This window comes from Bradyrhizobium sp. CB82, from assembly GCF_029714405.1.
Classification (GTDB): domain Bacteria; phylum Pseudomonadota; class Alphaproteobacteria; order Rhizobiales; family Xanthobacteraceae; genus Bradyrhizobium.
The window spans coordinates 1365605-1392156 of the sequence record NZ_CP121650.1 but is presented as its reverse complement, the minus strand read 5'-3'; the positions used below and the strand labels follow the sequence as shown (position 1 = coordinate 1392156).

At 60.3% G+C, this 26552-nt stretch carries 22 protein-coding genes, 1 tRNA gene, 2 pseudogenes and 1 riboswitch; of the genes and pseudogenes, 9 read left to right on the top strand and 16 right to left on the bottom strand.

The features are described from left to right. Positions 1-201 precede the first annotated feature (201 nt). A complete protein-coding gene (locus tag QA640_RS06630; RefSeq protein ID WP_349253696.1) occupies positions 202-888 on the bottom strand; it encodes a thermonuclease family protein in 687 nt (228 codons plus the stop codon). A gap of 139 nt (positions 889-1027) precedes the next feature. On the opposite strand from QA640_RS06630, the gene QA640_RS06625 reads away from it, so the two are divergent. Then, positions 1028-1183, top strand: a complete 156-nt coding sequence (locus tag QA640_RS06625) for a hypothetical protein (RefSeq protein ID WP_283039930.1) — start codon at positions 1028-1030, stop codon at positions 1181-1183. A 40-nt stretch (positions 1184-1223) separates the two neighbouring features. Here the strand turns inward: QA640_RS06625 and QA640_RS06620 are convergent, their stop codons facing one another. The 9 genes from QA640_RS06620 to QA640_RS06580 all read right to left on the bottom strand — a co-directional run bounded on the left by QA640_RS06620 (position 1224) and on the right by QA640_RS06580 (position 8365). Then, on the bottom strand, positions 1224-2012 hold the full coding sequence (locus tag QA640_RS06620) for a hypothetical protein (RefSeq protein WP_283039929.1): 789 nt from the start codon (positions 2010-2012) through the stop codon (positions 1224-1226). A gap of 22 nt (positions 2013-2034) precedes the next feature. Further along, positions 2035-2841 (bottom strand): hypothetical protein, encoded by an 807-nt coding sequence (locus tag QA640_RS06615; protein WP_283039928.1) that lies wholly within the window; start codon positions 2839-2841, stop codon positions 2035-2037. Continuing rightward, positions 2838-3125: a hypothetical protein gene (locus QA640_RS06610; RefSeq protein ID WP_283039927.1), complete on the bottom strand. Its 288-nt coding sequence runs from the start codon at positions 3123-3125 to the stop codon at positions 2838-2840. Before QA640_RS06610 ends, QA640_RS06615 begins: the two co-directional genes overlap by 4 nt. A gap of 526 nt (positions 3126-3651) precedes the next feature. Continuing rightward, positions 3652-4386: a hypothetical protein gene (locus tag QA640_RS06605; protein ID WP_283039926.1), complete on the bottom strand. Its 735-nt coding sequence runs from the start codon at positions 4384-4386 to the stop codon at positions 3652-3654. Between the two features lie 29 nt (positions 4387-4415). Further along, a complete protein-coding gene (locus QA640_RS06600; RefSeq protein ID WP_283039925.1) occupies positions 4416-4637 on the bottom strand; it encodes a hypothetical protein in 222 nt (73 codons plus the stop codon). Positions 4638-5413: 776 nt separating this feature from the next. After that, on the bottom strand, positions 5414-6757 hold the full coding sequence (locus QA640_RS06595) for a HipA domain-containing protein (RefSeq protein WP_349253742.1): 1344 nt from the start codon (positions 6755-6757) through the stop codon (positions 5414-5416). A 519-nt stretch (positions 6758-7276) separates the two neighbouring features. Further along, complete coding sequence (locus QA640_RS06590) at positions 7277-7702, bottom strand: hypothetical protein (RefSeq protein ID WP_283039923.1); 426 nt, start codon at positions 7700-7702, stop codon at positions 7277-7279. A gap of 31 nt (positions 7703-7733) precedes the next feature. Beyond that, positions 7734-7928, bottom strand: a complete 195-nt coding sequence (locus QA640_RS06585) for a LuxR C-terminal-related transcriptional regulator (protein ID WP_283042737.1) — start codon at positions 7926-7928, stop codon at positions 7734-7736. A 59-nt stretch (positions 7929-7987) separates the two neighbouring features. Next, the gene (locus tag QA640_RS06580) at positions 7988-8365 is read right to left on the bottom strand and encodes a hypothetical protein (protein ID WP_283039922.1); all 378 of its coding nucleotides are present in this window, start codon (positions 8363-8365) and stop codon (positions 7988-7990) included. A gap of 1268 nt (positions 8366-9633) precedes the next feature. Next, a riboswitch (cobalamin riboswitch) is annotated at positions 9634-9832 on the top strand. Positions 9833-9947: 115 nt separating this feature from the next. Between QA640_RS06580 and QA640_RS06575 the strand changes: the two genes are divergently transcribed. The 8 genes and pseudogenes from QA640_RS06575 (at position 9948) to QA640_RS06540 (ending at position 18677) form a co-directional block, all read left to right on the top strand. Continuing rightward, positions 9948-12224: a TonB-dependent receptor gene (locus tag QA640_RS06575; protein ID WP_349253695.1), complete on the top strand. Its 2277-nt coding sequence runs from the start codon at positions 9948-9950 to the stop codon at positions 12222-12224. Positions 12225-12226: 2 nt separating this feature from the next. Then, the gene (locus tag QA640_RS06570; RefSeq protein ID WP_283039921.1) at positions 12227-13747 is read left to right on the top strand and encodes a PepSY domain-containing protein; all 1521 of its coding nucleotides are present in this window, start codon (positions 12227-12229) and stop codon (positions 13745-13747) included. Positions 13748-13846: 99 nt separating this feature from the next. Beyond that, a tRNA-Ile gene (locus tag QA640_RS06565) sits at positions 13847-13922 on the top strand. A gap of 1164 nt (positions 13923-15086) precedes the next feature. Next, positions 15087-15311, top strand: a complete 225-nt coding sequence (locus QA640_RS06560; RefSeq protein ID WP_283039920.1) for a hypothetical protein — start codon at positions 15087-15089, stop codon at positions 15309-15311. Between the two features lie 337 nt (positions 15312-15648). Further along, positions 15649-16098, top strand: coding sequence for a transposase (locus tag QA640_RS06555; RefSeq protein WP_283039919.1), 450 nt, complete (start codon positions 15649-15651; stop codon positions 16096-16098). Beyond that, entirely contained in the window at positions 16095-16448 is a 354-nt protein-coding gene (tnpB, locus tag QA640_RS06550) for an IS66 family insertion sequence element accessory protein TnpB (protein ID WP_283039918.1), read from the top strand. The genes QA640_RS06555 and tnpB overlap by 4 nt, the downstream gene beginning before the upstream one ends. 50 nt (positions 16449-16498) lie before the next feature. Further along, positions 16499-18057 (top strand): annotated as a pseudogene (locus tag QA640_RS06545) (IS66 family transposase). Then, positions 18054-18677, top strand: coding sequence for a UPF0149 family protein (locus QA640_RS06540; protein WP_283039917.1), 624 nt, complete (start codon positions 18054-18056; stop codon positions 18675-18677). The pseudogene QA640_RS06545 and the gene QA640_RS06540 overlap by 4 nt, the downstream one beginning before the upstream one ends. A 1037-nt stretch (positions 18678-19714) precedes the next feature. On the opposite strand, the pseudogene QA640_RS06535 reads toward QA640_RS06540, so the two are convergent. The 6 genes and pseudogenes from QA640_RS06535 to QA640_RS06510 form a co-directional block, all read right to left on the bottom strand. Continuing rightward, positions 19715-20253, bottom strand: a pseudogene (locus QA640_RS06535) (transposase); the annotation flags it as partial. 382 nt (positions 20254-20635) lie between these two features. Then, a complete protein-coding gene (locus QA640_RS06530; protein WP_283039916.1) occupies positions 20636-21841 on the bottom strand; it encodes an IS91 family transposase in 1206 nt (401 codons plus the stop codon). Between the two features lie 10 nt (positions 21842-21851). After that, positions 21852-22730, bottom strand: coding sequence for a site-specific integrase (locus tag QA640_RS06525; protein WP_283039915.1), 879 nt, complete (start codon positions 22728-22730; stop codon positions 21852-21854). Between the two features lie 298 nt (positions 22731-23028). After that, the gene (locus QA640_RS06520) at positions 23029-24048 is read right to left on the bottom strand and encodes a site-specific integrase (RefSeq protein WP_283039914.1); all 1020 of its coding nucleotides are present in this window, start codon (positions 24046-24048) and stop codon (positions 23029-23031) included. After that, entirely contained in the window at positions 24045-25016 is a 972-nt protein-coding gene (locus tag QA640_RS06515) for a tyrosine-type recombinase/integrase (protein ID WP_283039913.1), read from the bottom strand. The genes QA640_RS06520 and QA640_RS06515 overlap by 4 nt, the downstream gene beginning before the upstream one ends. Continuing rightward, on the bottom strand, positions 25013-26248 hold the full coding sequence (locus QA640_RS06510; protein ID WP_283039912.1) for a site-specific integrase: 1236 nt from the start codon (positions 26246-26248) through the stop codon (positions 25013-25015). The genes QA640_RS06515 and QA640_RS06510 overlap by 4 nt, the downstream gene beginning before the upstream one ends. Positions 26249-26552: the final 304 nt, after the last annotated feature.

Genomic DNA, 26552 nt, shown 5'->3' with positions numbered 1-26552 from the left:
CGTGAGCATAGCGACCCGAAGGGGCACGCGGGTCCGAATGTAGCGACGAGACCGGTTCAATAGCGGCACCCGGGAACGGGGCAGTGATAGCGATCGCCGCAGGCGAGCCCCTTTTCCGAGTGCACCCAAACCACGCTAGAGCCAAGTCGGTGCGGTGATCGGCCATCGCACATGGCGGACTGATGTTCGCAGTTGAGCCCATCAAGGATGGGCATTTGCATCGTCCGAACAGGCGGACGGGCTTCCGCTAGCGCGAATGCATGCACGATAGAGCCACGGCTCAACGTAACTGCCCTTCCAGAGACCCTGGCCGGCGCGCTCAGCCTCGCGCTGAGCCTCGTGATATCTGCCCTTCGAGTATTGGGGCCAATCCAACGCGAGACCGTTGCGCACAAGCCATTCCCCGAGATCCCTGCCTGCGACCGAACAGGTCGGGACCGTGCGGCCATACCGGTCGAGGCCGAGCGGGACACAGTTGACGGGGCGCCGGGCAATGAAAGCGTCGAGATCGTTCGCGGCCTTCGAACCACAACGGTACTGCGAACTGTCCTCACCGCGACACAGCTGAGTGCTTTCCGGAGCATCCACACCCCAAAGACGGATCCGCGTTCCATGAATTTCCAACGTGTCGCCATCAATGACGCTGGCCTGACCGACAAAGCTGTCGGCAACAGCCGCGCGCGATAGCAGCAGGAGCATCAATATAAGGACCGGGCGTTTGCTCATGGCGTTGGATACCAGATTAGCGCGCAGATTGCGGGGATTGGATTTCGGCCAGTTCTCGAGCGGCTTCAGCACCGGCAGGTTCGCCGGCCGCTCGGGATAATGAAACTCCGTGCCACGCAGCCAGCGTCCCTCGAAACGCGCCCAGAACAGAATTGCATCCACTGCCAGGTAAACTCGTAGACCTTCCAAACGCCGTCGCTCTTTATGACTTCACCAGTTGCGTTGAAGGACAGGCTGTTGAGCTTGCAGAGCGCGTGGATCTCATCCCAGCCCGATCGATTTCCCCCGCAGTGAGGCATGGTTGCTTGCCAAGAGCCCTGCCATCCGTGTCATTCCCAGCGCAACGAACTTGGGGCAGTTGAAAACCAATGTTCGTGCCGCAGATCTCGTTCTCACGAGCCGCGAAATTGTCGATCTCGACCTGATCGGCGAGATGGAAGGGATGTCGCAGCAGTAGCCCGTCCCGTTGAAGAACGCACATATTAGGCTTGCAGCCTTCACGATCCTATCGCTGGATATGCGACATCGACGCGCGCGCCAGTACCACCGTCCTTCCTGATCACTGCTCCTCCGCTGGCGACCCATCGCACATTCGCAGCCACCAGGTCTGGCGTAATCGATATCGCACTGAACTCTGTGAATGACACTTTGGGATAAGGCGCATTGGGTCCCGTGCCGTATGCTTCCAAGGTCAAGACGCACTGGACCATAGGCGGAAGGTTCTCGGACGTCAGTTGCGTTGCGGGATAGCCGTCGAATTCAGCTGTGCAACTGAACAGGCCATTGTTCTGAGCCTCAAGCGTCAAGCGGCCCACAACGACCGTGCCAGGGGCAACCTCTGTCCAATGCGTCGTGAACATCAAGTCGTCTGGACCTCCTACCCAGAAGCTCGCAAGTCCCCAGGCGTTGGTGCTGCCGCGGGCCGGGGACGGCCCCCACTGAAGCACAGGCTGGACGATATGATGGCCCGTGGCATCCAGCAGCCCGTTGAACAGGTAAATGGTTTGGCCATTCGTCTTGGCCGGGGGCACCGGGACCGTCCACTCCGAGACGAATGAGACGATCGGATTTTGAGTTTGGTTTGTCCAATTGGACCAGGATTGCCATCCACCTGCTTCCGCCTCTGCGCCCACATCCGGCTCGTGGTCGATCGATGTCCAGGCGTCGGTCCCAAGCGTCCGGATTTCCCAACCTCGTTCTGTCTGCCTTGCGCGCGTACCGCCGGCAACCTGCCGGATCTGCGATCCTCTGCGTGGCCCCAGCGAAGTGAAGAACATGTCATTCATCGATCGATCTCGATCGCTACATTCATTTCAAAGGGCGAACACCGGACAATTGGGTTGTAAGTTGGTTGATATTGATCTGCTCGATGAGCCGATCCGCCTTGGCCCGACCGGACACACGGAAGGGAGTTCCCGCCTTGTCGCCGCGCGCGAAAGCGAAGGTCAGTTTGTCGGTATTGACCTCCGAGAACGATCCGAGATTGCTTCCAGGACCGGTGAAACTGGTGAGCGTCCAGGTTGGACCGCCATTCACACTCTTCGTGACGACGAAATTGACGTAGCCACCAAACACGCCGCCGTCATCGGAAAGCTTCTTGTCCCACGCAATGTTCTGCCCGGTCAGCGCGAGTTCGACGGTTCTCCTGAGCCCCAATTCGCCGGCAAGATTTGTATCCGTAGGCCAGCATTCCGCCAGATTACCCCCAAGCTTCCGCACCTCCGCGGCCTCCTTCTGCAAAGCCCGGGTCGAGTAATAGTATTTTTGCGTGAAATTCTGCTCTCGAGATTGACTGAGCGTCCCGCCCAACCCGAACGCAAAGGGCGCGTTGGCGTAAGACAACGAGGGGCTGAGTCCCCCAGTATCGTTGACAGTCAAGTTCAGCTGGACGGCAACATCCATGTCGTCGCCGAGCAAGATCGCCGAGACCGCGTCACCCCGCTCGATCAACTGCACCAGTTCGCAGCTCACGCGCCGCGAGATTGAGTGGATAGTGGGCCCATCTTGATCGGAAGGTATATCGAAATTGGGCACGACCGACGCACATCCTGAAAGAATAGCGGATGATAACAAGATCCAGAGCGAGAGCGTCCGATGATGCATGGCCGGGCTCATTTCGAGCCCCCCGACACGCTCTTGCAGAAGCCAACATCATGCGGGCTCGTGTTCACGTCAGGCCTGAGCTGGCCCATGGCTTCGCATGTTGATGTTCTTCTCGTCTTGCACTGGATGATGGTGGAGCCGGCCTTCACCAGGCAGTCACAAAATGGATCGTTGGCGGCGATCGTTGCTTCGCTCTCTATTTTTTCGAAAGCCGCATCAATCTCGGCGGATGTCGGTGGCGTCCGGCCGAAATAATACATCATCGAATAGAAGCGTCGCTGAATGCCCTGCCACATCGTGCCCCCCACGGAAATGAACTTTGCCCAAAGTGAAATAATGCATACATCCTGAGCGAGAAACAATAGCCAAGAGCGCGCCTTAGTCGATTATCCCACGGTGCCCGTTCGGTGCCGCGCCGCCTGCACTGCAAGGCCACGCTGCGTGGCCACCGCACCAAGCGTTCGCCGACCACGGCTTGTCCAGGCGCAACTCTGGCAAACCACGTACAAGCTGCGCGACAAGATAAAAGGCCGCCCGCAACAAGCTGATCGCGCACGCCGATCGCAATGCGATCCGCAAGGGCGTACCGCTTGGCTATGCCACCTGGCCGGAATGGGACGAGTTCCGGTCTGCCCTGACGACATCGTGCGCGTGAACGAAAACGTGCTTGAGATGCCGTTCGAGATCGACATTGCCGGGGTTCCGGGCGACGCTGAAATGCTTTTGAAGGCGCTTCGGCAAAGCGGCCATTTCGAGGCGCTGCTTGCGAGCAGGTCAAAGCCGTTCAGGAGGCTTCACTGGCACTTGCGATGCCGCCAGCTTCTATTGAGCGAGGGATTTGAAGCAGGCTTGCATGTCGTCCTCGGCCTTGCGGATCTGATTGGCTATTGCCTTGGCGCGAATACCGACCGGATGCCTGTCGATATTGTAATCATAGGCAGATAAGCTCTCGCTTGAGGCGACCCGCATGGCCGGCACTTGGATTACGACTGAGCTTAAGCTGTTACATTGCTGGACGAACTTATCCAGGACCGCTTTGCCCATTGTTCTATCCGCTTCGGGAAGCTCAGACATCTTGTTCTGTAGCGTCTTGAGGTAGGATTGCCAGGGCCTGACCGTCTGTGACGGTACGCCCTTGTCGTACCAGTCAGTCTGAATTTTCAATTCCAAGACGTCCAACTCCGATAGAAGGGTCGCCTTGCTGACCAGTATCTTTTCCCGAACGAGCGAGAACGTCGTGCCGACGAGCTGGGAACCGAGTTCCTGTACTTGCTTGGCGTAACCTTGTTGCGCGATCTGGAGCTCGGCAATCAGCCGTTCCAGCCTGGCTTTCTGTTCGGTCAAGCTGCTCAAGCTCACCTGACTTTCCGCAATGGAGCGCTGCAGGTCCTTTTCGGTCTGCTCCAGGCTCACGATACGTATATTGCGCAATGCCAACTCCGATTGGAGGTAGCTCACGAATGCCTGCGAGGTCTTCGAAAAGAAGAACCCGTAAATGGCCAGATGGCCAGCGCCAAGGCGCAGAGCGCAGATACGATCTGCGAAATGTTTCCCCATTCCGGGCGCCGTGTCTCTTGACCCAAGCCTCACCTCCGCCAGGTCTGCCCGAGTTCGTCGTCGAACCACATCTCAGCGTCGTAGTCCGCTCCCATCCGGGAGCGGAAATTCAAGTAGTGCGAATAATGGTTGCCGGAGAGCCACTTTTTGAACGCAGAGAAGCTCGGATGCTTACGGTCCCCTTCGGCAAGCGTGTCATACCACGTCCTTGCCAAAGCTCGAATCGCGCGTTCTGATTCGGCCTTTGCCATCACCTAACTTAGCAAAATGGATGCCGGTTGATCGAACCTAAATGCCCGGTGTCACACCGGCAATTTACGGCGCACTCAGATGCCGCGTGGCTTGCGCAGCTGCATCGTAGATCTCGACCTGCAGCATGGGAAATCGGCGCTTCAAATCCTTCGCCCCAACTTCTACCCCCTCTCTGGTCGCGAACTCGGTTTTCACGTGACCATCAACGATGATTGCATATCCGTTCGCAGGCAAATTAGGGCCACTCTTCGACATTCTTCAGATCGCCGCGAAGTTGTACCGTGTTTCGTGCTTAGAGTGAGTCTCCCAGCCGGGGCAAGCCGCTCTCCGCCTGCACCGTAGATTTTTCGCGATCCTGCCCGATACCAAAGAGAGCCCCCGCTTCTGTCCACGCGGAGCGGCTCGGCATTACACTTACCGGACCGCGGCGGCGTTTTGCCAATCCTTCGAGACGACGGCAGTCAGTCGAGCGCCGGCAAGCGCTGGGGCAAGCTGCCGACGGTGGCAGACTACTGGCGCCCTATGCCGATGTCATCTATGTCGATAAGCGAACCTATGAGGCGTTTCGCACAGCCAGCGGCAAGCTACCGATCCTGGCGCAGTTGGTCCGCTGCATGGAAACAGCTGGCCGCTACGCAGATATCATCGGTCATCTCGGGCGTTCCTCCGGCCAAGCCCAGGACTAGGAACCTGTGTCCACCATCGGTTGGCGCCTTCTAGTGGTCACACCTGACGAGCGCGCGATCATCGCACTTCCAGAGATTTCCCATTCGCTTTAGCGCGGGCGGGTTGTCGGCAGTTCTTCCGCGTCATCGGTTGCGATCGTCGGATCCGCCAAATCGTAACCGAAGCCTTCGTAAACGAACGCGCTGCGGATCAATTCGCAGTCCCGCTCGCTGACGCCCACCTGTCGGCAGACGCGATACCAGGACTCCCCAATGGTCGCTTTCATGCCGTCGACGATTGCCGTTGCCTCATCTTTGGACAGGAGAAAGCGTTCACACTGCGACAGCAAATTGAACCGGTTGGCGTATCGTCCCCAGTTGCCAAATGCCATCGCCAGGTCCCGGCGCTCCAAGGCAATCATCGGGTTCGGTGTGAGGTCGTATGCCGGCGAGAGCGACCAGGCCTGATCCTTTGCCAAAATGGCATGGTTGCGTGGATGATCGTCGGTGTTGGAGATGAGAGCATTGAAGCACACCCGCCGAAACAGCTCTGGCAGATCCTTCGACTGACTTCCGGATGCGGCTCGTCGGATTTCGTCAGCCAGCAGAAGATACGACCATTTTTGACGCTTATCGACGGTGTCGGGCGTGTCATCGGCATCGAGCAGCGTCAAGGCGCTCACCATCCTGCTGCGAAGGTAGCCCTTCTCGGCCTTATTCCGATCAAACCGCTTGATCAAGACGACGTCCTTGTCGCCGATCGTGGTCATCTGGCTCTCCGCGCACGAGATCCCGCACTCGCGAGCAAGGGTCAGCATGGCATGTTCGACCCGCGGGTTATTCCATCGATCATCGCGATGCGGGAATTTCGCGAGCCAAAGCGCATCCTCATCTTCGATGGTAGCCTTCGGCCGCGCGCCTCCCATCGAGGTGCCCGCGCGCATCAACGCCTCGGCCTGTTCGGCGTCAGCTCCAGCTGGTGCTGGTGCAGACGGATCCTTTTCGGCGGCGACGATCTGGTCGGCCACCTCGATCAACCGCGCCAAATCCAGCGTTTTGTTGAACGCACGAACAGGTGCCGGTGGTTGCACGTTGAGACCGAAGCCTAAAGCGCCGGCGCGATCATCGGGTGAATTGAGCAGGTATTGAATCTCGCTCGGCGATGGATTACCCAAACGAGTTTCGATCAGCTTGCGGCCCCATGCGTCCGGAGAGCTGTCCCGCAACGCTCCAAAATTGCCGCGCAGCTTCGTTGTCCGGAACGGAGGGACTTGAATCTTGAGCTCGACCGGATCGAACTCGACGCGATCCTTTCGCTCAAGATAGCTGCGGCCATAGACGAATTGTCCGACAGCAGCACCTTGGCGTGTCGTGTCGAGCTGGTACCGCCCCGCCGTAACCGGTTCTGTCTGGCTTGGCAGCGTGATGTAGACGAAACACTCCTCAGAAGGCATTGCTTGGTCCCCTCCCTTGTCGCGCACGTTCACGCTCATCGAGGCCGCTTAGAGCAAGTCCCTCCTCATCGTTCTTCGGGTTGGCAACGTCGGCAAGCGACGCGAGCAGGTTCATCGCCCACAGCATGCCAACATACACGCCGGCACTCGTGCTCAATTTGCCGTTCTCCGCGTCAGCGATGACGTGACGATCTACCCCCAACTTGGCTGCCAGCTCCGCATGGCTCAGGTTGCGGCGCAGGCGTGCGGTCCGAAGGTTGTTTCCTAGGCGCTTGATCGCCTCCTGAACGGCCGAAGGAGGCGCACTGATAAGTTGGCTCCGAGGAGGCATGGCGTCTTAAGGCTCCATTAAACGACTTTTTGGCGTCTTATGGCTCCAACAATATAATTGCGTTATTCGGTTTGTCAATCATTTGGCACCTTAAGCTACCGTAAACTCGGATATTGGCGCCTAAAGGTGCCACAATCGCGAATGTGCTAGGGAATTCAATGACTTGATCATCAGCGCGATGATCGCGTTCATCTCGCGACGTCAACCGCAATCAAGAACTCACACCCGAGGATCATCGCCGTCGGCGCGGCAATCGACGCACATACTTGCTTGCACCAAGGCCGCCGTTGGCGCTTGGTGCCAAATTCCAGCCGCACTGGGAACGAGGTCGCTGACAATGCGGATGAGCGGCCAGCTGCGCTGAACAATACAATGAGCGTCAGCGACGCGGCATCGAAATTTGACTTTGTCGGACGGGAGCCAGCCCACGCAAGGTTAGCCACCACGCCCTTCGTGTGACTCGTCGTCCCTCGGGCAGGCTTCTCCCGATCAATCGACTTGTTCATGGCCCCAAAGATGGTCAGAAGAAACGCCCGCAGCAAAGAAATTGATAAATTGGTGCATGGATCGGAACAGCCATCGGCGCCGCGCAGACATAATCGGTAGGTCAGCAATGCCTATCGTGGCCTGATTCAGAGCCATCATTTATCGCAGCCGAGATAACAGCGAGACCAACTCGCCCTGGCGCCTGGTCGCGGTCCGTAGAAACACAGCCTTAAGGTGGTTCCTGGCTGTTCCTGGAGAGATGTTCATCTCGCGAGCGATTTCCTCCAGCGACCTTCCCTTTGCCAACAACGATGCCAGTTGCGCTTGAACAGGAGTCAAGCCGAAGACTTCCATGAGCGACCCTTGTGAAATGACCGGCATTTCATCCAAGTCCGTCAGGAGAAGAACAACGCTCACGTCACAAGCAGGCTGCTGGATCCAGAACTTCGCAGGATAGCTTCCATCACGATCGGTCGACGACTGGCACGATTGACTGCGAGATGTGAAACTGAGGGCACTTGCTTCTCCGAGACCAGCCGGGCGCGATCCAGCAGCGCGTCCAGTTTCATTCGCGATTGACAGTCTGCCACATAGATCCGGCGCCCACGCACGGAGAACTCACTGTCAAAGACCTTTGAGGCCTTACCGCTCACAGCCAACACTGAGCCGTCTCGATCGAGCAAAATTGCGGGGTGATTTATCAAATCGAGCGCAATGAGGACGCTCGAGTACTCCTTAGGAGTCATCGCCGGCTGGTAGATAGGGACGCTTCCCTGGCGCGCATCGAGCATTTGAGACCCAACAAATCAGTTGGCGCGCGTCTCCGCCAAGCTTCACATGGCTGAAAGCGACACCAATGTCGGCATATTGTGTCAACTCTTAGTGAAACGCAGCGCTGGGGACAGTCCCATTTGGGATGTTCGCGGAATACTCTCTCATCCAGATAGAAGACGGATAGACGACGGATCGTATGATCATGGCGCGGTTGGGCCACGGCCACGCAGGAAGCAAGCACTTCTGCTCCGCAGAAAGTCAGCGACACTCAATTTGAGGATCGCCGTTATATAGATCGGCATCTATCAGCCTCAAACGCCGCTCAGCGCCCAAGGTCTCGCTCGACCGTTTCGTCGAGGGTCCCCGGAAACTTCGAGCATCTCGATCATGTTCGGCCCGGGTGCATTGCCTCAAAGAAATCAAGCGAGATCGTCTAAGACACCAACGCGCGTCATGCGAAAGCAAGATCGCACCTCACATGGGAATGCGGCACGATCGACCAGCTCCGTCAACTGTCGGATCTCTCTTTCGCGATCGGTTGCCACGGTTAAGGCAAATTCTTGAGTGCAGAGGCCGCTCCGCCTCGTCCTCAAGTCTCTTCCCCCACAGAGTCGACCCGCAGCTTTCGTTTCCCTCCGTCCCGGGCGATATTATCGCCCCTCAAAGTCGAAGTTCGCCGATTTCTGGGCCTACATTTCAGAAATTCTGCGTGCGATGGAGGCAATGCGCAGTCTTTTCGCGCTACCGAGCATCAACCTTGGCCGGCAAGGCACGAGATGCGCTCTGAGCTTCCCAACAAGCGCGCTGGACAATACAGCATACAGCATGGCGTTTCAGGCTTGAGCTTTGCCTGGATTCTTGCGGTTGCCTACTGCCCTCCAAAACCTGCTTTCGCGCCTCGCGCTCTATTGGCCTCACATTCCAGAACCATATTTAAACAATTGCGCGGCTGGAAATCCAAGAAGGTTGGGAGCCATATCAAGGGCCACCGCCGGCGCAATCCGAGCGGCCAGCCTATGACGTACTGGTGCAGGTGAAGGCTCTTAAATCCTTCCACCGCGCTGGATGCGGCGGCAAACTCTCGCACGATGTCGCGCAGTCGCCCGCGGCTGGGCTTGTAGCTGCAAGTTTCCGCCTGCATCCATAGCGGCCTTAACCACGAACTCGCCTCTTTGCCCAACCCGGACATTTCGCGCCGGTTATTATCTCGCTCGGTGGACCTGCTCGGCGAACAACTAAAGGATGCTCTGCTTCAGGGAGGGATTGACTCCGCGCCTCGCCAACTTCTACGGTGACAACCGACGGTTCCCCTCACGGGGATCAAAAGGGAATGCGGTGCGGGGATTTCCCTCATGCCGCGGCTGCCCCCGCAACTGTAAGCGGCGAATCTTTCGTCATAGGCCACTGGGAAACTCGGTCCTGGGAAGGCGACGGAAGGTTAGGACCCGCGAGCCAGGAGACCTGCCGTCAGCCGTGGTCACACGCGAAAATGTCGGTCGGGGAGTACAGACATTGCTTTCACCTTGCGTAGATCCGACTACGTCCAGGTGAGACCTCGTTCGCTGTGACGTGCCACCGACGTCATGCCGAGGTCTATTCGTGTTTCCCATTATGCCGAGGCGGCTGCGCGCCGACCTGCTTGCTTTCACCTTCCTTCTTACAGCTCTGCCGTTCGGGACTTGCACTGCTAAGGCACAGCAAGTTCACCCGATTCAAAACCTGCCGCCGGTCGTGGTCCGTCCGCCCCAAGAACGTGCGGCAAGGCCGGGCCGCCCGGACGGCAAACGTTCCGCCACGGCGTCGCGGTCGCAGTCAAAGCCGGCGGCAACGCCTCGCGCAGTACCGACGGTCGCAGGCTCCGACGGCTCGCCGTCGACGCTCAAGTTAACTGAGCAGAATACGAGCGCGAGCCGCCTCAGCCTCACGCCGCTGCAAACACCTGCCAGCGTCGAGACAATTACGTCGCAGACCATCGAGGATCGTGGCCAGCATAGCGTCACCGATGCCGTGGCCCAGAATGCAGCGGGCTTCACTGCAAGCCCCGCCCCCGGCAACGGCGGTCTCTCCTTCAGCACTCGCGGTTTCGCCGGCAGCAATTCGGTGATGACACTGTACGACGGCACACGCCTCTACGTCGGGGCTGGAACCGTGACCTTTCCGTTCGACACCTGGTCGGCGGAGCGCATCGAGGTCATGCGCGGGCCGACCTCTGTGCTCTACGGCGAGGGCGCCATCGGTGGCATCATCAACGTGATCCCGAAGAAGCCGATTACAACGACCTACAACGATGCCGAAGCGTCACTCGACAGCAACATGGCGCGACGCCTTGCCGTGGATAGCGGTGGTGCGATCGATCCCAACATATCCTATCGCCTCACAGCTACCGGCAACATGTCGGACGGCTGGGTCGATCGTGACAAGACGTCCAATCTGGCGATCTCTGCAGCGGTGCGGGTGCAGGCCGCCGACAATCTCGCGTTCACTCTGTCAGAGGACTACGGCAACCGAAGCCCGTCGCGCTACTTCGGGACCCCCCTGATCAATAGCGCTATCGACGACAGGCTGCGATTCAAGAATTACAACGTGCTCGACAGCGCGATCCACTATGAGGACAACTGGACGCAGTTCAAGACCGAATGGGACGTCGCGGACGGCATTACGGTCCATGACACACTTTACTACCTGACCAGCCATCGGCACTGGCGTGACGTTGAGAGCTATGCGTGGAATCCCGCTACCCAACTCATCACGCGGACCAACTATATCGAGATTTTTCACGACCAAGCGCAGGCCGGCAACCGGATGGACGCGACGTTTCGCGGCCATGTGCTCGGCCTTGCGAACGAGTTCGTCGCCGGTTTCGATATCAACAGGATCGACTTCACTCACACCAACAATTCGCCCTATGGCGGGACATCCTCGGTCAGCCTCGATGCCGTCGACCTGGGTTATTTTTCGACCACGACGACGCCGACCACTCCTGGCTACAAGGCAATCGTCAATCAATACGCGCTGTTCGCCGAGGACCGATTGTCGCTGACCGACAAGCTGTCCCTCGTGAGTGGCGTGCGGTTCGACCAGCCGGAGGTCGGCCGCAGCGACTACAAAACACCGGCGAATAGTTTCGATACCGCGCTGTCGGGCACGAGCTGGCGCACCGGCGCGGTGTACACGCCGATTCCAAACCTGGCGTTCTACGGGCAGTATGCGACGGCCGTCGATCCCGTCACAAACCTGATTTCGCTACCGGCGACGCAAAAGACCTTCCAGCTCGCCGCCGGCAAACAAATCGAAGTCGGGGTCAAGCAATCGTTTTGGGGCGGTCGCGGCGAATGGACACTGGCAGGCTACCAGATCGTCAAGAACAATCTTCTGGTCCCCGACCCAAGCAATCCTGCCGGTGTCGCATTGCAGGTCGGCCAGCAATCATCGCGCGGGGTCGAGGCCTCGATTGGTCTTGCCCCGAATGACGGCTGGCGGATAGACGCCAATCTGGCGCTGCTGCAGGCGAGATACGACAATTTCAGCCAGATGGTGAGCGGCAAGATCGTGAGCTACGCAGGCAATATTCCGAGGAATGTGCCGGAGCAGGTATCGAACGTCTGGGTCACGTGGGACTTCGCCTCCAACTGGTCCGTCTATGGCGGCGTTCAGATCGTGGGCCGAACTTTTTCGGACGATGCCAATACCCTTCGGCGTCCCGGCTATGCAGTCGTCAATGGCGGGATCCGCTGGAAGCCGGATGCGCGCACCACCGTCGCCTTCCGACTCTATAACCTGTTCGACACTGTCTATGCGACCTCGGCGCCTTACGCCGGGCAATGGTTGCTGGGCATGCCGCGCACGGCCGAGTTGTCTATCAATGTGAAGTTCTGATCATGCAGCGGACATTGATCGGCCGAGGACGGCGATGGCTCTACATCACCCATCGCTGGATCGGCATTGCGACTTGCCTGTTGTTTGCGATGTGGTTCGCCTCGGGAATCGTCATGATGTACGTGGCGTTCCCGCAGCTCACCGACCGCGAGCGATGGGCGGCACTGCCGGAGATCGCCTGGAACCAGGTGCGCGTGGCGCCCGATCAGGCCATGGCGATCGTCGGTATCGCACACTATCCACGTGATTTTCGTCTCGTCATGCTCGACGACGCCCCGGTCTATCGGCTGCTCGCTTGGGACGGCACGCGCAAAACGATATCGGCCACGGACGGTCGCCAGATCGATGGTATCGCACCCGAACAGGCGCTGGCGATCGCCAGCCATCATCCGAATGCGACGCATCCGCAGATGATCGGCACGACCGAACGCGATCAGTGGAGTGTCACCGCGCGTTACGATCCCCTGCGGCCGTTTTTTCTGGTGTCGCTCGGGGACAAGGATGGAACCGAGCTCTACGTCTCAACGCGGACCGGGGAATTGGTGCTGGATACCACACGACGCGAGCGGATCTGGAATTGGCTCGGCGCGATCCCGCACTGGATCTATCCCACGGTTCTCCGGCAGGACGGGGCGACGTGGCGGCAGGTGGTGCTCTGGATCTCCGGCATTTGCCTGGTCGTCGCGGTGACCGGTTTCTGGATCGGCATTCTGAGGCTGCGGTTACGCCCCCGCTATGCCCGGGGCACTGTCACCCCCTATCGTGGCTGGATGGCCTGGCATCACATTACCGGACTGATTGGTGGCCTATTCATCCTGACCTGGATGTTCAGCGGGTGGTTGTCGCTCAATCCGGGCGAGTATTTTTCGGCCCGAGGTCCGACCCGGGACATGGCCGTCCGCTATGCCGGGCACGACCTGCCGCAGATCGCCGCGAGGCTTCCATCGATGCCGCCGGGGGCGGTCGAAACACGCTTTGTCTGGATCGGTGGCCATCCGCTCATGGTCCTCACCGATCGCAATGGCCGCGCGACCACGGCCGATCCGGCAAGCGGCGCTGCGATGGCGCTTTCCGATGAGGAGATTTTCGCCGCCGCCGGCCGTCTGTTGCCAAACGCTCTGCTGACCGCGCGTCTTCGCCTCGCGCAGTTCGATGCCTATTGGTATCCCCACCACAGCGAACGCGCCCTGCCGGTGTTGCGTGTGGGCTTCGACGACGCGGCCGAGAGCTGGTTCTACATCGATCCGCATAATGGCGACATTCTCGCCCGCATTGACAAAAGTCGGCGCGCGTATCGCTGGCTATTCAATGCCCCGCATAGCCTCGATTTTTCACCGCTGCTGCGCTTTCGCCCGGTCTGGGATATCGTGACCGTGCTGTTATCGCTGATCGGGACGATCGTCTCGACGAGCGGCATTGTCATCGCTTGGCGACGACTGCGCCGGCGATTCCGCTGGAGCGACACGAGAAACTCACCTGGTCAGTCGGCCTGTTCTGTTCCGCGGAAATGTGCCAAGGCGTGACTCAATCGGACCTTCTTTCAATGGCATTGCCGGAATGCCGGCCACCCTGTAAACGAGGCCCGCACCGTTGCCGGCCGTCTTTCAGCGGCCGCCTGCAGCGGGCCTGTAGCTCAATGGTTAGAGCCGGCCGCTCATAACGGTCTGGTTGCAGGTTCGAATCCTGCCGGGCCCACCAGTAATTTCAGGGGGGGAGGGGGCGGGGCTCGACAGATTCGGACTGCGCCGCGATCCAGCGCGACTTGGCGGATATGCGCCGCATTCCGTTGGCGAATGTGAGATAAGAGCAGCGAACGTTACCTCAAGTTGCACCAAATTACATGATCTTTAAGCGAATCTTTTGGGGCTTCAATATGAAGAGACTTCTGGGACTTCTGCTCATCGTCCAATGCTTGTTGTTTTCCGCCGAGGCCATGGCGCAGGGGCTTCCCGCTCCTTCATACTGGAAAAATGAGCGAGGTTCAGAACTGTAAGGGCGCCGATATATTCACGCGCGTATGGTAGTTTTCAATCTTCTCGCAACGCAGCGACTCAGATCTGAAAATCGCTCTCGCGAGGTTTGCATTCCAAATGGTGCGTCTTGCTGAGCCGCACGGGCGCCCGAATATCGGCCTATTCTCCGCCCTCATAGAAGAGCTGGAGCGGCAGGCCGACCAGCGCCTTACCGATCCAGTCCCGAGCAATAACTTTCGGCGCTTCCGTAGCGACAGTTTGCAGACACTTGGCTAATGCTTCGGTTCGAAGCGCGCTACTCTGCGCGGGCCATCCCAGAGCTCTACAGGGTCGTCCTCGAGGAGATCCTCAGCGCGTGCCTTGGCGTCGGCCTCGGTCGGACTTACCAACTCTTCCCCGTCTTCACACCCTTTCTGTTCAGAGCCTGTGGCTTTGCAGCGACAAACGAGGCGCATCGGGCTGCCGAGGCATCACCGTCGATGCAGCACAGCAAAGACGAAGCGGTGCGTGAGCCGCGGATCTCACGAGACCATCAAGCTGCATTGAGAGTCGTGGTAGTACGTGAACAAGAGTGCTAGATCGCGCGCCCCTATCTCCCTAGGCCTTCTTGAGATCATTTCATGTCACCTATTCAGGCGATCAAAGATTGGTATGTGTCCCTGGACAACGAACTTCAATCGGACATCGCGTACATGTTCGTATCTCTGACTCTCGGTGATCGCCAGTTTGCTCCCGCTGCCGCTGTTCGGAGGCTGCTGCAATGGTTTGACGTGCGTAGTGCAGGCACGGAACACGAGGATGCTTTAGCTGCCGTCACGTTTCGGGCCTCATTCGAATACCTGTTTGCCGACCGCTTCACGGGCGCGCCGGGTGGATCTTTCCCGAGCAAATGTTCAAGGACGCGATCCGCGAGGCTGCTGAAGGTAAAGAGGCAAGCAAGATTGCAACGAGCGCATTCCGGCTACTGCGGGACCTTCCGGACCGGAAAACGAAATGGAAAGAGGCAGGTAACAACTGGAATGCCCTAGTCAACTCGACACTCAACGATGATGCGCTGAGGCAGTGGACACAAGATCAGTTCCTGGCGAACGACTTCGGGCCGAGGCAAGACTGAAAAAGCTCCTGCCCCATCGGCTCCGTGCAGGACCATCATCGTCGCCTTGCGATCTCGGTACAGCAGGGCAACTACAAAAAACCTGGCCTCTACTCACAGCGTTGAGGCCGCTGCCACGATTTCGCCTCTGGGCGATCGGCTAATTCATAAGTGTCATGCAGCGATTCGTGTGAGGCATCAGGATGCCCGACTTGACGCTCTGGAACAAGCTGACTCGCAGAGAGCAGAGAATTGTCATTAGTAACCGGCGTGACGCCCCCACCTAGCCATCGCTCGGCTTGCGCGCGATACAGCCTGGCATGAGCGGTACGTTGGAGGTGGAACGATGGCAAATGCCATGCTTGATGCCAGGCAGGAAGGCGATTTCTATCGTCGCGTCGAGGTAATCACCGGGGAGCGCCGGCGGCGACGATGGACGGGCGAGGAGAAGGCCCGGATCGCGGCGGAGAGCTTTGAGGAAGGTGCGAACATCTCCGAGGTGGCGCGACGCAATGGCGTTTCCCGCGGGCTGCTCACGGTGTGGCGACGCCAGGTTGCGGCGGTGGTCGCCGGCAAGGCGTCGAGCTTCGTGCCGATCCAAATTGGTACCGAGAGCGACGGCGAGACGGCCGGCGAGTCCGAGCGCAGTTCGCCAGCACAGACGAGACCTTTGGAGATCGCCGCGCCGCCGGCGAAGGCCTGCGGGGTGATCGAGATCGAGCTGAGTGGGGCGCGCATCCGGGTTGAGCCGGGAGTGGAGCTGGCGACACTTTCAACGGTGCTGTCGGCGCTTCGGGGCATCCGGTGATTGCACTACGCTCCGACCTCAAGGTGGTACTTGCGGCGCAGCCGGTCGACTTTCGCAAGTCGGTCCACACGCTGTCGGCGCTGGTGAGCGAAGCACTGCGCGCGAACCCGTATTGCGGCGACGTCTTCGTGTTCCGCAGCAAGCGCATGGACAGAGTGAAGCTTCTGGCGTGGGACGGCAGCGGCATGGTGCAGGTAACGAAGTGGCTGCACGAGGGAGGCTTCACCTGGCCGCCGATCCGCGACGGTGTGGTGCATCTGAGCGCGACGCAGCTTGCGATGCTGCTTGACGGGCTTGAGTGGACGCGTATCTCACCCAAGCCTGTGAAGCAGCCGGCCGTTGTTGGCTGAGGAGTGAGGATTTCGCTGGAGCATGGGTCGCACGGATGTATCGTCTGATCATGGCGATTCGACCCGATGCTCTCCCGACCGATCCGGCTGCTCTGACCGAGATGGTGCTCGCGCTTGACGTCGAGAACGAGAAGCTGCGCGTGGCGATGCAGACGCTCAAGGAGATGATCTTCGGGAAGCGCTCGGAGCGGCTTGCCACGCTCGTGGCCGAGCAACTCGCGCTTGAGCTTGACGACCTTGAGACCGGCGCCACCCCGCCTGCGGCTGCCAACGACGATGCGCCTGCGGCGAAGCCGTCTGATAAGCCACGCAAGAAGGCGCGCCGCAACATCGGCGCGCTGCCCAAGCACCTGCCGCGCTGTGAGCAGGTGCTGGAGCCGGAGGCGACCGCCTGCCCGTGCTGCCAGGGCCAGCTCCACAAGATCGCGAGGACGTCAGCGAGGTGCTGGACGTGATCCCGGCGATCCTGCGGGTGCTGCGGACGATCTATCCCAAATACGGCTGCCGCGGCTGCACCGATGGCGTGGTCCAGGTGAAGGCGTTGCCGCGCCTGATCGAGAGCGGCATGGCCTCGACCGCGCTCGTGACTCACGTGGTGGTCTCGAAGTTCGCCTGGTATTTGCCGCTGTACCGGCAGGTGCAGATTTTGGCCGGCCAGGGCGTCCATCTTGACCGGTCGACGCTTGCCGGCTGGGTGAAGCGTGCGGCCTGGTGGCTCAAGAGCCTCTATGAGCTCCAGCTGCGCACAATCCAGGCCTCGCCGCGCGTGTTCTGCGACGAGACCCCGATGCCGGTGCTCGATCCCGGACGACATCGCACTCGCATCTGCCAGTTCTGGGCGCATGCCATGGATGACCGGCCATGGGGTGGCCCTTCGCCGCCGGCGGTCGCCTACGTGTTCGCCGACGGCCGCGGCACCGAGGAGATCGCCGGACAATTAACGGGTTTTTCCGGCATTCTGCAGGTGGACGGTTATGCCGCCTACAAGGCGCTCGCCCGCGATCTTGGTGGCGCAATCCAGCTCGCCTTTTGTCTTGCCCATGCCCGACGCAAATTCGTCGAGGTGTTCAAAACGACGCAGTCGCCGTTCGCGCGCGAGGTGATCGAACGTCTGCAGGCGGTCTATGCGATCGAAGCGGAGATCCGCGGCAACAGTGCGGAGCAGCGGCTGGCCACCCGCCGCACCAGGAGCGCAGCGTTGATGGCGGCGCTCAAGGCGCGACTGACCGAGATGGTGGGCCAGCTCTTCTCCCAGTCGAAGCTGGCAGAGGCGATCAACTATACGCTCAATCACTGGGACGGGCTGACGCTGTTTCTCCGCGACGGCCGCGTCGAGGTCGATTCCAACACGGTCGAGCGTTCCATGCGCCCGATTGCCATGGGAAGACGCAACTCATTGTTCAGCGGCAGCGAGGGCGGCGCCGAGAGCTGGGCGATCCTGGCATCGCTCGTGAACACGGCAAAGCTCCATGACCTCGATCCTCAGGCCTATCTGACCGACGTGCTGGAGCGCATCGTGTCCGGGCGAACCAAGAGCCATCAGTTGTACGAGCTGCTCGCCTGGAACTGGAAGGCGGCGCGCCAGCGCACCGCACAGGCCGTGGCATGAGCTCGCGCCGCCATAAGGCCGCGCCGTCGATGGCGGCCGCCGCGATGCCGCTTGCGGAACTCGAGCGGTGGCTGCAGGCTCGCGTCGATCGGCATCCTGCCGCCACCAGCATTCCCATGCTCGACGGCTACGTCGCCGCGATCGTGGCTGGACCGGTGTCGATGAGCCCACTCGACTGGATCTGCCCGCTGCTCGCCATCGATGCCGATGCTTTCAACCACGGCGGCACCCCGGAGTTCGCGGCGATTTCCGCCGTCGCGCTGCGTCATAACGAGATCAGCCAGACCCTTTCGACCACGCCTCGCCAGTTCGCGCCGATGCACCGGCGTGAAGTCAATGGCGATATCGATCCGCGTCCCTGGTGCCAGGGCTTCTATGCCGCGATGCGGCTCAGGCTGTCGGTGTGGGCGCCGTTGCTGGACGCCAGCAACGTCAATCACGGCCTGCTGCTGCCCATCCTGCTGCACTGTCGCGACGATCAGGGCCGTCCGCGGCTCGGACCGCCGGGAAGCGGCCGCGAGACCGAGGACTTTCTCCGCAATGCCCACCTCGACATTCCAGCGACCGTCGAGGCGCTGCGCCAATACTGGATGCCGATCCGCTACCCACGCGCCCGCTGATCACTGCGGACGTGGGAGCTCATACCGGTTACTGTCATTAAGCTGTTCGGCGGAGGTTCCACGCATGGCGACAGCCTGATCGAGACGGTCAACCTCATGCGGCTGGGTCTCGTCACTGAGACCGGTTTAACCTCGGCCGGCCTTGAGGTCTTCGTCGCTGCTTTCAAAGCGCAACGTGACGCGCGTCAGCGGGAGTTGCTGGCGTAAATCGCGCGGCGCTACCAGAACTGCAAGCCGGCTGCGAGATGCTATGTTCGGTTAGACGAGTCGGGTGCGCCGGATCCGATGCCAAGCTAAAAGTGCTTGGCGGCTAGCAAGCCCAGAAGCACGGTGCCTGACACGGCAAATATCGCGCTCATGTTGAGCAAGTTTTCGCACGGCGAGGAAAACTGTCATGGCATTGCCCGGTGACCAAGTCTGATTAGACTTCTTTTGCTTCGGCCTCTGCCGCTTTACCATTGCCGAGATTGCTCAAGATGGAGGAGCTCGGAGCAGCAAAACCCTCCAATGTGTCATTCGGCCTGCATTGAACGCCGATTGACAGATTCTACCATCTGCCATTCGCCGGCTATTGCATTCTAGCTCCGCTGTATACCGCATCGTCGTTTCAAACGCTCGTGCATGGAAGGCTTCCGGGTTTAAGCCGGGGAACAGTGCGTTCGCGTCCGTTTGGGCCCGCCGATATCTTGGCCTGAGCATTCGCTAAAGCGTAAGCGCTGTTCCGAACACACGGGTTCGAGACGTTAGCTGATCTCTATGTGTTTCGTTTGTGGAGGGCTGCCAGCCGTTCCGCCTCAGCTAGTGCCGCAGTCTTGGTTTTAAAAGGACCAACGTCGTGTTCTTGCGTGTCGGGCAGCCAAGCAGGCAAGAACCACCAACCGCCCGGGCGGTAACTCGTGCTGTTCCTAATCGACCCGATGTGATCGGCTGTAAACCAACCGGGATCTACCCCGTCCTGTTGCCACAATATGTTCTTGTCGCTCACTGGCGCGCCTCAAGAATGTTGGCTCGTCGCTTTTCTTCGCTCAGGCCAGATTCTAGGCGCTTCCGTAGGCCCATGGCAACAAACTGTCGAGTTGGCGGTTCGGGTGACCGTTAACGATCCTGGTGAGCACATCGGTGATGTAGGCCAGCGGATCAATATGATTCAGCTTACAGGTTTCGATCAAGGAGGCGATGATGGCCCAGTGTTGGGCACCGCCGTCAGAACCTGCGAACAATGCGTTTTTCCGATTGAGCGTGATCGGGCGGATCGAGCGCTCGACGGTGTGGTTGTCGAGCTCGATATGGCCATCTTCGATGAAGCGCGTCAGGCCCTCCCATCGTGAGAGCGCATAACGGATGGCATCGGCCAGCTTGCCCTTTTGGCTGATCAAGCCGAGTTTCGTTCGCAGCCATCTTTGGAATGCGTCGGCGAGCGGCCGGCATTTCTGTTGTCGATCGAGACGTCGCTCCTCGGCGCTGCGACCACGTCCTTCTCGACGGCATAAAACTCAGCAATATGCTTGAGCGCCTCGCTTGCAATAGGCGCGGGACCGGGGGCGGCGAGTTCGTAGAAGTTGCGCCGCATGTGCGCCTTATGTCGAGCTCGACATAATAGAGAGCGTTTTTAGATTGGCGGCGCGTGGTTCGGTACCCAACGCGAGCACTCGCGAGGGGCGCCGGTAATCTAAAAACGTGTTGGACGAAGCCGCGGGCACGCCGCTGCAGCTATGGGTGTTGAATCACTGCGCCGTTATTTGTGGACGTCGTGATCTGGACTGGAGACAAGTCCAAAGCGGACATTATCACGAAAGTACTGGGTGGAAGGGACATCTGGGAAGCGAAGTAGCCGAAAAATGCGACGCGCCCGAGGTTTGACGTCGGAAGAACGACAAGAGGGCATCTATCGGCTGCCACGGCGGCCGAAAGACTTGCGAAATGGAAGGTGGCGGTTCTTGGTTGATCGACGTGTCGCATCAAGAAGTATCCGGTGAACGAGCGGCGCTGAACGAACCTGGCTGCAAGACCTCGACGCACACCATGTGGCCTTGATGACAGGATGGACATTGACGCAAGGAAGCGGCATTGCAGTGCTCAGCATTCTCGGGGCAATCGGATGGCTCTTCCGGCTCCGAATGAGCATCGGCGGATATCATTCCGAGCAGTTCACGGCAGCGAGCGAGCTTTTGCTTGCGGTAGCGGTTACCCAGAAAACCATAGTAGCGAATACGTTTGAAGCCTTCGGGCAGGACATGGATGAGGAAACGCCGAATGAACTCCCCGGCGTCCAGCGTCATTACTTTCTGCTGGCTTCCGTGGCGGTAATCCTTCCATCGAAAGCGTACTTTGCCGTCTTCGATATCGATGACACGGCTGTTGCTGATCGCTACCCGATGCGTATAGCGGCCGACATAGTGCACAACCTGTTCGGCGCTGCCAAATGGCGGCTTGGCGTAGATAACCCAATTGATTCTGCGGACAACGTTCAGATAACGCTGAAACCCAGCTGGATCACGCAACGGTTGCAGCGACGAGAAAAATTGTAGCTCGCCGGTATCGAACGACTTTTGCAGGGCGCTGAGAAATAGGCGCCGGAACAGACGGGAAAGCACGGCCACGGGAAGAAAGAAGCCGGGCCGGCACGCGATCCAGCGGCTGCCATCCGGGGACAGTCCTCCTCCAGGAACTACGCAATGGAGGTGGGGATGGTGAAGGAGGTTCTGGCCCCAAGTATGAAGGACAGAAAAGAACCCGATCTCGGCACCGAGGTGCTTGGGGTCGGCAGCGATAGTCCGCAAAGTCTCTGCAGCTGTGCGGAACATAATATCGTACACGGTGCCGGCATTCTGGAATGCGATCGCTGCGATTTGGTCGGGTATGGTGAAAACAACGTGAAAATACTGCGTATCGAGAAGCTCCGCTTGTCGCGCCTCGATCCATTCTGCCCGCGCGAGCGATTGGCACTTGGGGCAGTTGCGCGAGCGGCAGCTATTGTAGGAAATCCGCCGCTCTCCGCAGTGATCGCACTGCTCGACATGACCACCGAGCGCAGCCGTTCGGCAGCGCTCGATCGCCGTCATTGCTGCACGTCGTTCGGTCGATAGAGACCTCCAGTGCTGCTCGCGCCAGGCAGCACCGTAGCGGCGGAAGATATCCGCCACTTCCGGACCTGAGCGTCCCATGGGGCCGCCGTCAGAAATGTTCAGGCGGCGGCGGTGGTGCCTTAGGGATTGGGCGCGGCAGCAGCTCCAGCGGGCTGGTCGCCGCGCAGACTTTGTTCGTGGCTATCCGGAGATATTGCGCGGTTGTGGACAGGCTGCGATGGCCAAGCAAGAGCTGGATGGTGCGAAGATCGGTGCCGGCCTCGAGTAGATGGACGGCGAAGGCATGCCGCAGCGAATGCGGCGTCACGGGCTTGGCAAGGCCCGTTAACCGATGCGCCTTGCTGCAGGCGTCCTGCACCGCGTTGGTCGATATCGGCTCGTTGGGGATACCGCCGGGAAACATCCACGTCGTCGGCCGGGCGGCGCGCCAATAGTCGGTCAGTGTCTCCAGCAACCGTGCCGAGAGCATGACGTAACGGTCCTTCTTCCCCTTGCCTTGATCGACGCGCAGCACCATCCGCTGTCGGTCGATGGCTTCCGGCTTCAGGCGTACCGCTTCGGAAATGCGCAGACCGGCGGCGTAGCATGTCGTCAGGATCACTTGATGCTTGAGGCTCTCCACGCAGCCGAGGAAGTGCAGCACCTCTTCGGGACTGAGGATGACGGCGAGCGTCTTGGGCACCTTTGGACACGGAATGATGAGGTCGAAATCCCATTCGAAGCCGAGCGTGACACGGTACAAGAAACGGAGCGCTGAGACGGTCACGTGGATCGACTTCGGCGCCAGCTTCTTCTCGTTCGTTAGATAGACTTGGTAGGTGCGGACATCTTCCGGCCCGAGCAAAGCCGGCGACTTCGCAAAATGGCGGGCGAACTGCGAAATCTGCAGCAGATAGCAATCCTGCGTATGCGGTGACAGATTGCGGATCTGCATGTCGTTTATCATGCGTAACCGAAGCGGGGTCATTGAAGGCTCCTTGGCAAAAACAACGAAAACTGCCCGAGGGCAGCAACGCCATTTTGCTCGAAGCCAAGTCTATGAACGCTGCAAATTACCTCTCACCATGGCACGCCAAAGCAGTTACAGTTGGTTCAGCCGCATTCCTCTTCCGACGATGGGCGCCACTCTTGCCGAGTGTTCTGCCGCGGAGCGGCTTCGTCCAAGAGTCATTATCTGGAGCGTAGTTTTATCTGGTGTACCCGACCGCAAGCACTGATCTGCTGCGGCAATTCTCCCGCTGTAGCTCCGCATAAATCCACGTCGATCAGAGCGACTGCAAGAACGCGAGCAGATCCGCTTTGGGCTTCCACGGCCTGGTTCGAGCGGGCTCGATGCCTGCGTGTTTCCAGAACGTCTGCAGCGCATCGCGCTTCATCTGCAGGTTCGTCGTAATGTACCGCCCGGTCGTGGCCACGCTGGTATGACCGAGATAGTCGCGGATAATGGTCACGTCGGTGCCCGACTGCAGCAGCGCCACCGCGCAGCTATGGCGCAGCACGTGGGGCGTTATCCGCTTGCGTACAAGCGTTGGGCGATCCTGCGCCGCGGCCGCCGATGCGTGCTTGCTGAGGATGTAGGCAATGCCGTCGCGCGTCAGTGGGTGGCCGTGGCGATTGACGAAGACATGCTGCTGATAGGGTCCCTTCGCCGTGCTGCGCAGCCGATGCAACGCATCGGCCGTCTCGCGCCACAATGGCAACAGTCGCTCCTTTTTGCCCTTGCCGCGCAGACGCACCTGCCGCGGTGGCGTCAGCTGAAGGTCATCCCATCTCACGTCCGCCGCCTCGCTCACGCGGGCGCCGCAGTTGTAGAGGAACAGCAGGAGCGTGTAGTCGCGCCAGCCGTCAGGGGTGCGCCGGTCCGGCTTGGCAACGATCGCGCGCACGTCGTCGACTTCGAGGTAGGTTGCCGTTCGCTGCCGGGCCTTCTTCGACGGGATCGCCAGCACCCGCGTATACTGCATCGAGCGGGCTAAATCGTTGCGCACCAGATGCTTGAAGAAGCTGCGGATTGCGGCGCGGCGGCAGTTGCGGGTGGCGGCCGAGTTTTCGCGCTTGGATTCGATGTGATCGAGGAAGCACGCGACTGCGTCGGCATCCAGGTTGCCCAACTCCAGCGCGGCAACGCCGCGCCGCTGACGCTGCGCGACGAACTCGAACAGAAGCTTCAGCGTATCCCGGTAGGCGCGCACCGTGTGCACACTTGCGCCGCGTTGGCGCGGCAAATACTCGACGAAGAACGACTCGACGAGCGGGAACAGTGCTCGCGGCGCGGCCGTGCTCATCGCGGCCGGCGCGAGCGCCGCAGATGCTGTTCGAACCGACCACTGGCCAGCTCCAGCAACTCTGGGGTCGCCTTAAGGTAGACCTCGGTGCCGAGGACATTCTGGTGACCGAGATACGCCGACAGCCACGGCAGCCTGGCATGGACATCCACGCCCGCACTCGCCCAAGCCGTGAGCCGATGAACGGCGAAGGCATGTCGGAACTCGTAAGGGCGTGCCCCGATCCGGCCGCTCGGCGGCTTCATGCCGAGCTCTCGCAGCAGCCGTCGGATCGCGTTCGACGCCGACTGGACAGTGAGCGCCGACCCATCCAATCGCAGGAAGAACATCTCTGGATTGGCTTGCCGATGGGCGTACACCAGCCGTTGCCGCTCGGCAGTATAGCGAGAGAGCTCGGCGACCAGGTCAGCGCGGATAGGTACGATGCGCGAGCGACCTTTGCTGTGTCGGATCAGCAGGCTGCCGCGGTCGAGATCGACATCGGCCATGCGCAATCGCACTGCTTCTCCCAATCTCAGCCCGGTGCAGTACAGCACCAGGAACAGCGCACGCAGCATCGGCGCCCCAATGAAGCGCCCCCGGTGGGAAGTGGCGGCAGCCAGGAGCCGGCGAACCTCGTCGTGGCTGAAGATGTAGGGGAGGAAGACCGATTCCTTGACCGGCGCCAGGGCGTGCTCCGGCACATAGCTCGATGGATCACGGCGACGGCGGTACAGGCACAGCTGTCGAATGACACCGAACTCGTTGCCCAGCGTGACGGCCTTGCGGCCGGGAATGCGCGCACACCAACGGCTGATCGCGTCCTCGAGCGCCACTTCGCCATAATCACCCCAGTGCTGTGCGACAAAGTCCACGAAGCCATCCAGGTCGAACTCGGCGCGCCGGTAGACGATACCCATCGCGCGCTTGAAGCGCAGGAACGCCTGGGCATCGCGCCTCAGCTCGGCGGCAGTCACAATCGTGGTCATGTCGGCACCGGAAGCGAGACGTGGCGCAGCGATTGGATGGCGATCCTGACGTAGGCAGAGATCGATTCCGGATCGCGATGACCGAGCAGATCCGAGAGCACCCGCGGACGTGTGCCGAGATCGAGTTGGCGCGCGGCGTTCGAATGACGCAGCACGTGGCTGCCGAGGTACGGCGCATCCAGCCCGGCCGCCTTGGCGTGTTTGGTAAGAATATGGCGAACCGCGGACGAAGCGCTCAGCGGTCCGAACGGCATCATCATGCGCACGAACACGTGCCTGGTCGGCGTGTTCGGCGGCCGGCCCTTGCGAAGATAGCGCGCCAGCACTTTGGCCACAGCCGGCAACAGGGGCAGCGTGAAGGCGACCCCAGTCTTCGGCCGCATGACCTTGAGCGTACCGGCGCTCCAGTCGATGTCCTGCAGCCGCAGCCGGATGACCTCGCCAGCGCCGAACCCGTAGGTACTCATCATCAGCAGAAGTGCGTAGTCGCGCAGGCCCCGCGCTGTGGAGATGTCCACGGCTCGTAACAGACGCTGCACGTCTTCCCATGGCAAGGCGCGGCGCGGGCGCGCGTGCCGAGGCTGTACCGGCGCAATTACCGAATCAGCCAAGTCGATCGAGATGCGTCCGGTGGCGAGCAGGAAGCGGGCAAAGGAGCGGATGCTGCCGGCCATGTCGGCCACGGTCGAGCGCGCATAACGGTGCGCGCACACGATCAAGAACTCGTCGATATCCGTCAGCGTCATCGTGCGCCAAGTCTTGCCGCGTCTGGCCAGATGTTCCGACAACTTCCCAATATGACGCAGCTTGCCGCGCACGGTCACTTCCGGATTGCCGCGGCGCCGCGCGAGATGATCGGCATACGCCCGCAGCAGCGCCGTTGCAGGAGGCCGCGCACGCCGCGGATCCTGCCATGCCGGCAGGCTCAGACCCATCACGCGGTACACGCGGCTGAGCGCGTAGAGCGCGGTGCGAGCGCCGCCAAGCCGTTGCGGCTTGAGGTCGCGATGCCGTGCATACCACGCAATGAACCGATGCGCTCCAGCCAGGGTCAACTCGGCGCGTTCATCCAAGTTGCGTTGTGTGCAGTAGGCGCGGAAGCGCCTGATCCACTGAAGGTAGACGCCAGCGCTGCTGTCTTGGACGCAGTGGTCCGCGCCCCAGACGCGAAGCATGTCTTCCGTGGTGGGTGCGGCGGTCGCGGGGATTGAATCGAGCGGCTCGTGTCGCATGGCGCATGGACCACTTCAGCCGTCGTACCGTAGAGAGCGGCGAGTCCTCCGTCAGGCCCCATGTCGTGTTGGAGGCCCGCACGAAATGAAAGTCGGAAGCCCAACGGCGCCGGCAGGCTGTTCAGGAACTTTGGCGACAGCGAGCGACGAAGCCCAAGCAGCACGTGCTGGCCAAGATCAATCCGAGCCACCGAATCCCACATGACGATGCTGTTTGGTCGCTCCAGAACCAGTCGTGACACAGCATCGGCCACCGCTTTAACCGCGCGGACGCGGCGATGTAGCCAGCGAAGTGCACTGGGCA